Raw genomic sequence first — 12,242 nt, 5'->3', positions numbered from 1 at the left:
AGCACATACATTCGTTAAAGCCTAAAGATGCCATCAATTCGCGGCGCTGTATAGCGCCCTCATATGTCGCCATACCCGCCGTGCCACCCTCATACACAGCCCATGGGAAAACCTAGTTGCATTACTATAACCTTTACGTAAACGAAATGTAGGTATAAGCTGGCAAATCAATCCCGGTGGGTCAGCACGACGAATTTGTCGACAGATCGGCCTATGAATGGGCAAGGGATGCGAAGTGGGGCGTGCATGCAAAAACAAGACCAACAACAGAAAGCAAACACTAACACACAAAGCCAGCTGTCAGACCACGTCGCGCCAGCGCTGCTTAAAGAACAGGAGGCGCTCTTCACAATCGGTGAGCTGGCACAAGAATTTAATGTGACCACACGCACCATTCGGTTCTACGAGTCTAAGAGTTTACTTGAGCCCCAGCGGCGCAATGGCAATCGCGCTTATACGCGCAAAGATCGCGCCCGCCTCAAGCTCATCTTGCGCGGCAAGGCGATCGGCTCCTCTCTCTCCGACATCAAAGAGTTTCTTGCCCTGTATGGTGAGCGCGGCGAGGGCGAAGTTAGCCAGCTGGAATACGTGCTCGGCCGCACAACGCAGGCTCTGCAAGAGCTCTATGAGCGTCAAGAGCAGTTGCAGCAAGTGATAAAAGATATGGAACAAATGCAGCAAGACTGTAACGAGCGCTTGGCCGTGCTGCGCCCAGAAGGCTAGCTGTTTGCTAATTAGAAGCTTCCGTTTGCTCGGCCTGCAGTTCTGGCCACCAACTGCGCACACATGTTTAGCGCCGTTTACTGGCGCGCCCCGCATGACCAAACTCCCCCGCTAGTGCATGCCTTAAAGGGTCTTCCCACAACCTAAAGGCGATACCTTCGCGAAATATTCCAGTACATAATCGCTGAATGCGGTGAGTAAATTTCAATTAACCGAGGGTAAATTGGAATCAATGCTCATTGATAGGCGGTACAATTGAAAAAAATACCCTATAATAAAGGTTATACATACAGCTTATGCCTCACTGATAATAACACGTAAGAAACACTACGAGGTATGTTTCATTTCCTGAAATTTTTACTAGTTTATCGAGGTTGCTGCGCAATTAAATAGACAGGCTTACGTGGCATGCTTTCCGCAATCTTCGCAAGGTCAATGTTACTTACCTAGCGGGATTGGCGACGTAGAGCTGCCGCAGCCTTGGCTTTTTGTCTGGCGCTTGCCTCTCGTCAGGTCGGGAGGAGAGGGACCATGGGTCTCTCAATAGGACCGCCTAGAATATGTACAGCGATGACCGGTTCAAGAACCCGGAGCATAAAGAGCGATAAGCTCCAAGCTATGAGGAATAAAATGAGAACTTCCAGAAAACTGCTGGCCGGTGTCAGCCTCGCCGCTGCAATGCTTGCCGCTAACTCTGCCTTTGCAGCAAAAACCTTGGTCTATTGTTCCGAAGGCTCTCCAGAAGGCTTCACTCCGGCGCTTTATACCTCTGGCACCACCTTCGACGCCTCCTCCCGCCAAGTCTACAACAAGCTCGTCGAGTTTAAGCGCGGCTCCACCGAGATCGAACCGGGCCTTGCAGAAAGCTGGGAAGTCTCCGCAGATGGCAAAGAGTACACTTTCAACCTGCGCAAGGGCGTAAAGTTCCACACAACCAAGTGGTTCACCCCTTCCCGTGACTTCAACGCCGATGATGTGCTGTTCTCTTTCAACCGTCAGCGCCTGAAAGATCACCCGTACCACGCTGTTTCTGGCGGCACCTACGAGTACTTTGAGGGCATGGGCATGCCAAGCCTCATCAAAGACATTCAGAAGATTGACGATTACACCGTCAAATTCGTTCTAAGCCGCCCTGAAGCTCCAATGATCGCCAACTTGGCTATGGATTTTGCCTCCATCCAGTCTGCGGAATACGCCGACAAGATGCTGGACAACAAAGAACTGTTTGATCAACAGCCAGTGGGCACCGGTCCGTTCCAGCTTGTTGGCTACCGCAAAGACGCCATCGTACGCTTCAAGGCAAATCCGGATTACTGGCGCGGCAAAGCACCGCTTGATAATCTGGTCTTTGCCATCACCCCTGATGCTTCTGTGCGCTATCAAAAGCTGAAGGCAGGTGAATGTCATGTCATGCCTTATCCAAATCCTGCGGACGTCGCGGACATGGAAAAAGACAGCAACATCAAAGTTCTACGCCAAGAAGGCTTGAACATCGGTTACATGGCCTACAACACCCAGCAGCCTCCATTTAACGATGTGCGGGTACGCAAAGCCCTCAACATGGCCGTCAACAAACAGGCCATTATCGACGCTGTATTCCAAGGCTCGGGCAAAATCGCGAAAAACCCGATCCCGCCAACCATGTGGTCCTACAACAACGCTGTTGAAGATGACAAATACGATCCGGAAGCTGCGAAAAAGCTGCTCGAAGAGGCTGGCGTAAAAGATCTGCAAATGAAGGTCTGGGCGATGCCTGTGCAGCGTCCATACAACCCAAATGCACGCCGCATGGCTGAGTTGATTCAGGCAGATTATGCAAAAGTTGGTGTGGATGTGGAAATCGTTTCCTACGAGTGGGGCGAGTATCTGAAGCGTTCCTCAGACAAGGATCGTGACGGTGCGGCACTTCTTGGCTGGACCGGTGATAACGGTGATCCTGACAACTTTTTGGGCGTGCTTCTTTCTTGTGATGGCATCGGCGGCTCCAACCGCGCTCAGTGGTGTAACGAAGAGTTTGAGTCTTTGATTCAAAAGGCAAAAACAACCTCTGATCTCGCCGAACGTACGCGCCTCTACGAAGAAGCGCAGGTGGTCTTCAAGCGTGAAGCACCTTGGAACACCATCGCGCACTCTATCGTTTCTGAGCCAATTAGTGTACGGGTAGATAACTACATGATTGATCCGTTTGGTGGGCATAATTTCTACGGTGTAGACCTTAAGTAAACTAAATTTCCGCTGGACATCAGGTATCCCGGCGAGTATTCGCCGGGATACATTCGTGTTTAAACCCGCACCAGTGGCCAAGGTCGCTGTTTGATCAACCCGTAAAGAATAGTGTGACTGAAGAATGCTTCGTCTCATATTGAAAAAACTGGGGCTGCTCATCCCGACATTTATCGGCGTGACCTTGACCTCGTTCTTCTTCATCCGGTTACTACCGGGTGACCCCATTCTACTTCTGGCTGGCGAACGCGGCGTAAGCCCTGAGCGCTACGCAGAGCTGCAAGCGAAATTCGGCTACGACCAGCCCATTTTTATGCAGTACCTCGATTTCTTGGCCAAGCTGTTTCAAGGCGATCTCGGCGTCTCCTTCTCGACAAAGCAGCCCGTAGTGCAAGAATTTTTTACGCTGTTTCCCGCCACTGTTGAGTTGGCGGTCTGCGCGATTGTCTTTGCGGTCCTTTTTGGTCTACCCGCCGGTATCTTTGCAGCAATCCGCCGTGGCAAGACCGTAGACCACACCGTAATGACAACCGCGCTGGTCGGCTACTCCATGCCAATTTTCTGGTGGGGCCCGGCGCTTATCATCATTTTCTCCGGCTTCTTGGGCTGGACACCGGTTTCTGGCCGTATCTCCAACATGTTCTGGATCGAGAGCACCACCGGCTTCATGCTGATCGATACCCTGTTCTACTCAGATGAACCGGGGGCCTTCATGTCCGCAGTGATGCACTTGATCCTGCCAACAATCGTGCTGGGCACCATCCCGCTTGCGGTTATCGCGCGTCAAACCCGCTCTGCCATGCTGGAAGTGCTGGACGAGGATTATGTGCGCACCGCGCGCGCCAAAGGTCTGTCCTCCTTCCGTATCATCGGCATCCATGCGCTGCGCAATGCCTTGATCCCGGTGGTAACCGTGATTGGCTTGCAAATCGGCGTGCTGTTCGCAGGCGCGATTTTGACAGAGACAGTGTTCTCCTGGCCGGGCATCGGCAAATGGATGGTCGACAGCATCTTCCGCCGGGATTATCCGGTGGTGCAGGGCGGCCTGCTTATGATCGCGGCAATCATCATGGTTGTGAACCTTATTGTTGACCTGACCTACGGTCTTGTTAACCCGAAAATCCGCCATACGGAGTAACCCATGTCAGACGCTTCTATTGACGTAAAGGCGGAAACCAGACTGGATCTTCTGGTGAATTTCTGGAAACACTTCCGCACCAACAAGGGCGCCGTTATCGGCCTCTACTTCTTCATCGGCTTGATCCTGGTCGCAGTCTTCGCGCCACTCATCGCGCCGCATAGCCCGATCGAGCAATACCGCGATGCGTTTAAAGCGCCGCCAGTATGGATGGAAGGCGGCAGCTGGAAATTCATTCTGGGCACGGATGCCGTTGGCCGCGATATTCTCTCTCGCATAATTTTCGGCTCTCGTTACTCGCTCTTTGTTGGCGTGGTCGTTGTTTCAATCGCGCTGAGTGTTGGTATTTTCCTCGGCCTGCTTGCCGGAACATTCCGCGGCTGGGTCGATACCATCATCATGCGCATTATGGATGTCATTCTGGCGTTCCCGTCTTTGTTGCTTGCGCTTGTGCTTGTGGCAATCCTCGGCCCTACACTCGTCAACGCAATGATCGCCATCGCGATCGTGCAGCAGCCATACTATGTGCGCCTGACCCGCGCCTCGGTTATCTCCGAGATGAGCCGTGAATACGTTATGGCCGCCCGCGTGTCCGGCGTGCGCACCCCGCGCTTGATGTTCAAAACAGTGCTGCCAAACTGTATGGCACCACTCATCGTGCAGGCTGCCCTGTCGTTTTCGACTGCGATTCTGGATGCCGCAGCGCTTGGCTTCTTGGGTGTTGGTGCGCAGCCTCCAACCCCGGAATGGGGCACCATGCTGGCTGAATCCCGTGAATTCATCCTAAACGCACCGTGGATCATGGCATTCCCCGGCTTTGCCATCCTCATCACCGTTGTTGCTATCAACCTGATCGGCGACGGCCTGCGCGATGCGCTCGATCCAAAATTGAAAAGGAGCTAACCCATGGCGCTTCTTGAGATTGAAAACCTCACGGTCGAGTTTGACACCGTCAATGGCCGCTTCCGTGCGCTGGACGGCGTCAGTTACTCCATCAACGCAGGCGAAGTGCTTGCCATCGTTGGCGAGAGTGGCTCGGGCAAATCCGTGGCAATGCTAGCTGTTATGGGCCTACTTGCCAACAATTCGCACGTATGGGCCGATAAGCTGATGTTTGAGGGGCAAGACCTGCTGACCATGTCAGCGCGTCAGCGCCGCAAGGTCATCGGCAAAGACATCTCCATGATCTTTCAAGAGCCGATTGCCAGCCTTAACCCCTGCTTTACAGTGGGGTTCCAGATTGGCGAGACCTTGAAAGAGCACACCGAGCTTAACCGCAAACAGCGGCAGGTTCGCGCTCTGGAACTGCTAGAATCCGTTGGCCTGCCAGAGCCAGCCAAGGCCCTGAAAAAATTCCCCCACCAAATGTCCGGGGGGCAGTGCCAACGTGTGATGATTGCCATGGCGATCGCTTGCCGTCCTAAGCTGCTAATCGCTGATGAGCCAACCACCGCGCTTGATGTGACTATTCAAAAGCAGATTCTTGATCTGCTGCTGGATCTTCAACATGACAGCAACATGGGCCTCATCATGATCACCCACGATATGGGTGTTGTTGCTGAAACCGCCGACCGCGTGGTTGTGCAATATAAAGGCAACAAGATGGAAGAGGCAGGGGTGCTGGAGCTCTTTGAGAACCCGAAAAATCCTTACACCAAGGCGCTGCTTTCTGCTCTGCCGGAAAACGCAACGGGTGATCGTTTGCCAACGGTTTCCGATTTCCACCTTGAAGAGGGAGGGGCGGCCTAATGTCTGGCGATACCATTCTTGAAGCCCGCAATCTGGTGCGCGAGTACCACACCAAAGAGGGCATGTTCGGCAAGCCTGTTGTCACCCGCGCGCTTAAAGGCATCAGTTTCTCGCTGGAGCGGGGCAAAACCCTCGCTGTTGTCGGGGAAAGCGGCTGCGGTAAGTCAACCCTCGCTCGCATTCTAACGCTGATTGACCCTGCAACGGAAGGGGAGCTGCTCATTGAAGGCGAGCCAATCGATATCCGCAAGGATCGGCTCACCCGGGAGCTGCGCCGCAAAGTACAGATCGTCTTCCAGAACCCTTATGGCTCGCTCAACCCGCGCCAGAAGGTGGGGGATGTGCTCACCGAACCGCTCAAGCTCAACACAGATATGAATGAGCAGCAGCGCCGCGACTTTGCCATGGACATGCTGGTGAAAGTGGGCCTTGGCCCAGAGCACTATAACCGCTATCCGCATATGTTCTCCGGTGGCCAGCGCCAGCGTATCGCCATTGCCCGCGCATTGGTGCTAAAGCCGAAACTGCTCATCTTGGACGAGCCTGTCTCTGCACTCGACTTGTCGGTTCAGGCGCAAATTCTGAATTTGCTGGCAGATCTGCAGGAAGAGTTTAACCTCACCTACCTGTTCATCTCCCACGATCTATCGGTGGTGCGCTATATTGCTGACAAGGTCATGGTCATGTACTTCGGTGAAGTGGTGGAATATGGCACGCGTGATGCGGTCTTTGAAAATCCGCAACACGATTACACCAAGACCCTGTTCAACGCGACACCGCGCGCAGATGTGGAGCACATCAAAGCGCGTCTTGCAGCAGCACATAGCTAGCTGCGTGTAAGCCCGAACAACTTTAAAACCAAAAAGCCGGCCCTTGTGGTCGGCTTTTTTATGCGCATCTCCATGATAAAAAACTAAAAAAGTGACTGCTTAACCGGTCAACCTCGACAATCGCACTATAGCGCTTTTCAGGTATATCAGTAGCCTACTGCCAGCTGCAAATGGTTTTCATTATTTGCGGGAAAGGGAGAATGGCGTTGCGCTTGCACTTGTTGCAAAACATTTCGGCACAATGAACAATTATGAGGCATATGTTCGTTAATGCGGAATGAAATTACCGAAATAGGTACTATTCTCTAGATAATTTCGGGGACATCTCGCTTTATGGGGGGAGATTTTTCCGAGAATCAACGCTAGTCTACACGCCAAGGTTAAGGGGCTTGATATCTAATAATTCCATTAGTTGGAAATTTTGTTCATCCTGTCGGCGGCAGGCTTGTGAGCGCCTTGATCAAAAATAAACCCTTCTGCAAGGCGCAATTGTCTTGCGGCGGGGGAGCAAAAACTGCTCGTACAATCACCAAAGTCTTTGGGGGACAAAAAGTGAAAAAATCTTTGCTTCTTGGTACTGCATTTGCAGCTGCCGTTGCTTTTGCGGCGCCATCTATGGCGAAAACTCTGGTGTACTGTTCTGAAGGTTCACCTGAAGGTTTCACCCCGGCGCTCTACACTTCCGGCACCACCTTTGACGCCAGCGCACGCAATGTCTTCAACCGCTTGGTTGAGTTCGAGCGCGGCACCACCAAAATCATCCCGGGCCTTGCCGAGAGCTGGGACGTTTCCGAAGATGGTAAGGAATACACCTTCCACCTACGCAAGGGCGTGAAATTCCACACCACTAAAAACTTCACACCGTCGCGTGATTTCAACGCTGACGACGTGCTGTTTTCCTTCAATCGTCAGGGCGACAAAGAACACCCATACCATGGTGTTTCCGGCGGTACCTACGAGTACTTCGCTGCTATGTCCATGCCGGACCTGATCAAGGAAATCGTCAAGGTTGACGATTACACCGTCAAGTTCGTTCTTACCCGTCCAGAAGCGCCAATGATTGCAAACCTTGCAATGGCATTCGCTTCCATCCATTCCGCTGAATATGCGGACAAGATGAGCGACAACAAAGACGCGTTTGACCAAAACCCAGTCGGTACCGGCCCGTTCCAGATGGTCAACTACCAAAAAGATGCTGTCATCCGCTATAAAGCCAACCCAGATTACTGGATGGGTAAAGCACCAATCGACAAGCTGGTTTTTGCAATCACCCCAGATGCCTCCGTTCGCTATCAGAAACTGAAAGCCGGTGAGTGTCATGTGATGCCATACCCGAACCCGGCTGACATCGAAGCGATGAAAGCGGACGAGAACATCAACCTGATGCAGCAGGAAGGCCTCAACGTTGGCTACCTTGCTTACAACACTCAGGTTGCACCGTTCGACAATGTCAAAGTGCGTAAGGCCCTCAACATGGGCATCAACAAAAACGCCATCATTGACGCTGTATTCCAGGGCGCTGGTAAAGTAGCGAAAAACCCGCTGCCGCCAACCATCTGGTCTTACAACGATGCCGTTCAGGACGATGCGTTTGATCCGGTCGCCGCGAAAAAGATGCTGGAAGCCGAAGGTGTAAAAGATCTTAAAATGAAGATCTGGGCAATGCCTGTACAGCGTCCTTACAACCCGAATGCACGCCGCATGGCTGAAGTCATCCAGTCTGACTTCAAAAACATCGGTGTAGACGTTGAGATTGTTTCCTACGAGTGGGGTGAGTACCTCAAGCGTTCGAAAGAAAAAGATCGCGACGGTGCTGTTCTGCTTGGTTGGACCGGTGACAATGGTGACCCAGACAACTTCCTCGCAGTGCTGCTGGGCTGTGACGGTGTTGGCGGTTCCAACCGCGCCCAGTTCTGTGATGCAGAGTTTGAAGAGCTGATCCAGAAAGCGAAAGTAACCTCCGACCCTGCAGAGCGTACAAAGCTCTATGAACAGGCGCAGGTGGTCTTCAAAGAAAAAGCTCCATGGGCAACCATCGCGCACTCCATCGTTTCCGAGCCAGTTGCAGTCAACGTAGTTGATTACAAAATCAACCCGTTCGGTGGTCATGAGTTCTACGGTGTAGACCTGAAATAAGTTTTTCCTAAACTAGGAAAAACGAGAGAGGCCCGGTGCTATGCGCCGGGTCTTTTTACATTGTTAGGTATAAAATCTCCTGCGCAATCTGCTTTTCTGCCTCTATTGTCCAATGGGCAAACACGGGGGATTGGTGCAGGTTAGACCTCGATAAAATCGGCGAGGTCACAATGAAAAACTATCTAAAGCAGTTTCCAAACAAGGATGGATACTTTGGTGAATATGGCGGTGCATTTATTCCGCCGCAACTTGAGCCGCATTTTTTGGAAATTGCTGAAGCATATGACCGTATCGCCGGAGACGCGAGCTACATTAATGAGCTGCGTTACATTCGTAAGCACTTTCAAGGGCGTCCAACCCCAATTTCTCATGCGCGGAATCTTTCGCGGCTAATCGGCGGTGGCAACATCTATCTCAAGCGAGAAGACCTGAACCACTCTGGTGCGCATAAACTGAACCACTGCATGGGCGAAGCTTTACTTGCAAAACATATGGGCAAGAAAAAGCTGATTGCCGAGACAGGAGCGGGCCAACATGGGGTGGCGCTTGCCACGGCCGCAGCCTATTTTGATATGCAATGTGAAATCCACATGGGAGAAGTGGACATCGCCAAAGAGCACCCGAACGTGGTGCGAATGAAGCTGCTAGGGGCTGAGGTGGTGCCAGTAGGATTTGGCGGAAAAACTCTCAAAGAGGCCGTAGACAGCGCCTTTATGTCGTATCTTGAGCAAGGCGACGATGCGATTTACGCCATCGGTTCGGTCGTAGGGCCACATCCGTTCCCGAAAATGGTGCGGGCATTCCAGCAAATTGTTGGTGAAGAGGCAAGAGAGCAAATTGTCGAGATGACAGGTCACTTGCCAGATCATGCTGTGGCTTGTGTTGGTGGCGGTTCTAACGCCATGGGTTTGTTTGCAGGCTTTATAGAGGATGAAGCTGTTGCCCTGCATGGGGTGGAGCCTTTGGGACGCGGCACCAAGCTGGGTGAGCATGCGGCCACAATGACCTATGGCAAGCCAGGTCAAATACATGGTTTCAAGTGTATCGTGTTAACTGATGAGAACGGCGAGCCTGCTCCTGTTCATTCTATTGCATCTGGTCTGGATTATCCGGGGGTTGGGCCAGAGCATTCCTATTTGCATGATATCGGCCGCGTTTCATATGGCGCAGCAACCGATCAGGAAACCCTGAGTGCGTTTTGGGCGCTATCCCGCCACGAAGGCATTATCCCCGCATTGGAAAGCTCGCATGCGATCGCTTATGCGCTCAAATTGGCAAAGCGTAGTCCAGGCGAAAACATCCTCGTAAATCTATCCGGTCGAGGTGACAAGGATCTGGATTATGTCGCAGACAATTTCGGCTATGGCGAAGAGCTGGACCTCATGAAAATGTTGCAATCAGCAGAGCCGGAATTCGCATAGTATCGCAATAACACTTAGTTCTTATTGGGCCGCAGATTTATTTTTGCGGTCTTTTCTGTTGTGCTGAAGAGGAAGGGAATGGCGGGCGATGAGAGCCCGAACTCCCGAGATCTTCGGTGTAAACGAAGCGCTCAACCAACCAAGCTAATCGCCCCAATGCAGGGGCCGCACGCGAACCGGAAAAATAAGTTGAATCAGTTTCTTAAGAACGCATCGCACACTTTAACAAGCTAAAGCACCACTTGAGATGGAAAATGATTCAAAATCAACGCACTATCACCAAAACATGAATCTATACAAGAACTTGAAGAGTGCGGTGCCGTTGCTCAAAACGTCGGTATCTGGGGCAGGGCGCTGAGTCGTACGCTTACATTAGAATCTGCCCCTCCAATATTGTCAATGCGGCGCTTGCTAATCAGTAAAGGCGCCCGTGTGGGTGATCTGTCTGGCAGGGTGATACGCGTCGCAAGCAGCAACTGCATGCGTTTACTCTGTGTGCTCAGGTTGTGACCGTGCCACGCGAAACCCAAGGTCATCAATCGCATAGGTTGGGTGGCTGCGCCGCCGATTACTTGCAAGACACCCGCGCTCGTTATCGGCCCATCCACCGCCGCGAAACACCCTGTAGGTGCCGTAAACCTCTGGATCGTAGATGTCATCGCACCATTCCCAGACATTTCCCAGCATGTCAAATAGCCCCCAAGCATTTGGTTGCTTCAATCCAACAGGTTGCGTGCGTCCTCCTGAGTTATCTGCAAACCAAGCGATATCATCAAGAGCGCCATATCTGCTTGCGTTCGAGCCGGCACGACAGGCAAACTCCCATTCCGCCTCTGTCGGCAGGCGATAGCCGCAGCTTTGCTCAAGAAGTGCCGCATCGCTCCCATTGGGAGCAAAGGCATAGGCTGGCGGCAGTCCCTCTTGCGCAGATAGCCTGTTGCAAAAAGCAGCGGCCTCCAGCCAAGAGACATGAACCGCCGGATGGGTCAGGTTATGGCCACTGCGCTCATTACCTTGGCAAAGCTGCGAGAACTGTGCCTCGGTAACAGGGGTGGCGGATAACAAAAAGCTGCATACTCGCTCGCTGGAGATGCTCTTCTTGCGATTATCACGCAGCACGATACTGCCTGCCGGTATTGTTTGCAGGCGAAGCCCAATTGGGCCAAAAACTGTACTCATTTAACAACTCTTAAAATAAAAAGGGCGCCCAAATTGCTGGCGCCCTTAGTGTTGCATGTTAATCGCTAAAACGGAATGCAGACCTAGCGCTCTGCTTCTAAAACCCGTTCAAAAGCGTCAAGTAGCTCGTCATAATGCGAAATCACCACATCAGGGTTCAGTTCGCGCACCGGAACATCGGTATAGCCAAAATCAACTGCAATTACCGGCAATTGCGCATTGCGCGCCGCCTCTACATCTGCGCGGGAATCGCCGATAAACACCGAGCCTGCCCGGGTGCCGCCCGCCATGTCGATAGCCCCCAGCACCGGCATGGCATCCGGCTTGTTTTTTGAAAATGTGTCACCACCTACAACCGCATCAAACAGATCATCTGCTTCAAGCGCCCGTAGCAGTGCCTTGGCAAGGCTTTCGATCTTGTTAGTGCACACTGCCAGCTTCCAACCCTTGGCCTTGAGAGTGTTCAGGGCCGGGCGCACACCCTCAAACAGATGCGTGTGGTCGCAAATATGGGCTTCATAGTAGCGCACCAAGCGCTCTACCATGGGATCAACCTTGTCATCACTTGGTGTAACTTTGTTGAACTCCAGCCCGCGCTGCACCAGCACACGTACCCCTGCGCCAACCATCTTGCGCACTTTTTCAGGTTCGATCCGCTCGAATCCCTCGTATTCTAGAGCGTGATTCAACGAGGCGGTCAGGTCACCCATAGTTTCGGCAAGGGTGCCGTCCAGATCGAACACCGCGACAGGTTTGGTCATTGTATGGCCCGTATTGTTGCAAACTTTTGCCACACACTAGACAAAAGTCGCTCGCTGTCAAACTCCGGTAGTGCGAAACTTC

Annotated in this window: 10 protein-coding genes and 1 tRNA gene; 8 read left to right on the top strand and 3 right to left on the bottom strand. The window is 52.4% G+C overall.

Going from position 1 to position 12,242, the window contains the following annotated elements; translation table 11 throughout:
- The first annotated feature begins 246 nt into the window (after positions 1-246).
- From AYK82_RS13175 to trpB, 8 genes are all read left to right on the top strand, one after another.
- Positions 247-723, top strand: coding sequence for a MerR family transcriptional regulator (locus tag AYK82_RS13175; protein ID WP_068316653.1), 477 nt, complete (start codon positions 247-249; stop codon positions 721-723).
- Between the two features lie 630 nt (positions 724-1,353).
- Positions 1,354-2,946: an ABC transporter substrate-binding protein gene (locus tag AYK82_RS13170; RefSeq protein WP_068316651.1), complete on the top strand. Its 1,593-nt coding sequence runs from the start codon at positions 1,354-1,356 to the stop codon at positions 2,944-2,946.
- A 124-nt stretch (positions 2,947-3,070) separates the two neighbouring features.
- Positions 3,071-4,084 (top strand): ABC transporter permease subunit, encoded by a 1,014-nt coding sequence (locus AYK82_RS13165; protein ID WP_068316648.1) that lies wholly within the window; start codon positions 3,071-3,073, stop codon positions 4,082-4,084.
- 3 nt (positions 4,085-4,087) lie between these two features.
- Entirely contained in the window at positions 4,088-4,987 is a 900-nt protein-coding gene (locus AYK82_RS13160; RefSeq protein WP_068316646.1) for an ABC transporter permease subunit, read from the top strand.
- A gap of 3 nt (positions 4,988-4,990) precedes the next feature.
- Entirely contained in the window at positions 4,991-5,833 is an 843-nt protein-coding gene (locus AYK82_RS13155) for an ABC transporter ATP-binding protein (protein WP_068316644.1), read from the top strand.
- A complete protein-coding gene (locus AYK82_RS13150) occupies positions 5,833-6,663 on the top strand; it encodes a dipeptide ABC transporter ATP-binding protein (protein ID WP_068316642.1) in 831 nt (276 codons plus the stop codon). The genes AYK82_RS13155 and AYK82_RS13150 overlap by 1 nt, the downstream gene beginning before the upstream one ends.
- Before the next feature lie 552 nt (positions 6,664-7,215).
- Positions 7,216-8,799: an ABC transporter substrate-binding protein gene (locus AYK82_RS13145; RefSeq protein ID WP_068317308.1), complete on the top strand. Its 1,584-nt coding sequence runs from the start codon at positions 7,216-7,218 to the stop codon at positions 8,797-8,799.
- A 170-nt stretch (positions 8,800-8,969) separates the two neighbouring features.
- On the top strand, positions 8,970-10,220 hold the full coding sequence (gene trpB / locus AYK82_RS13140) for a tryptophan synthase subunit beta (protein WP_068316640.1): 1,251 nt from the start codon (positions 8,970-8,972) through the stop codon (positions 10,218-10,220).
- A 79-nt stretch (positions 10,221-10,299) separates the two neighbouring features.
- On the opposite strand, the gene AYK82_RS13135 is transcribed toward trpB, so the two are convergent.
- The 3 genes from AYK82_RS13135 to AYK82_RS13125 all read right to left on the bottom strand — a co-directional run bounded on the left by AYK82_RS13135 (position 10,300) and on the right by AYK82_RS13125 (position 12,160).
- Positions 10,300-10,374 (bottom strand) — tRNA-Val (locus tag AYK82_RS13135).
- Between the two features lie 332 nt (positions 10,375-10,706).
- Entirely contained in the window at positions 10,707-11,399 is a 693-nt protein-coding gene (locus AYK82_RS13130; protein ID WP_068316637.1) for a formylglycine-generating enzyme family protein, read from the bottom strand.
- A gap of 83 nt (positions 11,400-11,482) precedes the next feature.
- Positions 11,483-12,160: an HAD family hydrolase gene (locus tag AYK82_RS13125; protein ID WP_068316634.1), complete on the bottom strand. Its 678-nt coding sequence runs from the start codon at positions 12,158-12,160 to the stop codon at positions 11,483-11,485.
- Positions 12,161-12,242 lie beyond the last annotated feature (82 nt).

Source organism: Polycladidibacter hongkongensis, assembly GCF_001561995.1.
Lineage (GTDB): Bacteria > Pseudomonadota > Alphaproteobacteria > Rhizobiales > Stappiaceae > Pseudovibrio > Pseudovibrio hongkongensis.
This window is presented reverse-complemented; position numbering and strand designations above follow the sequence as displayed.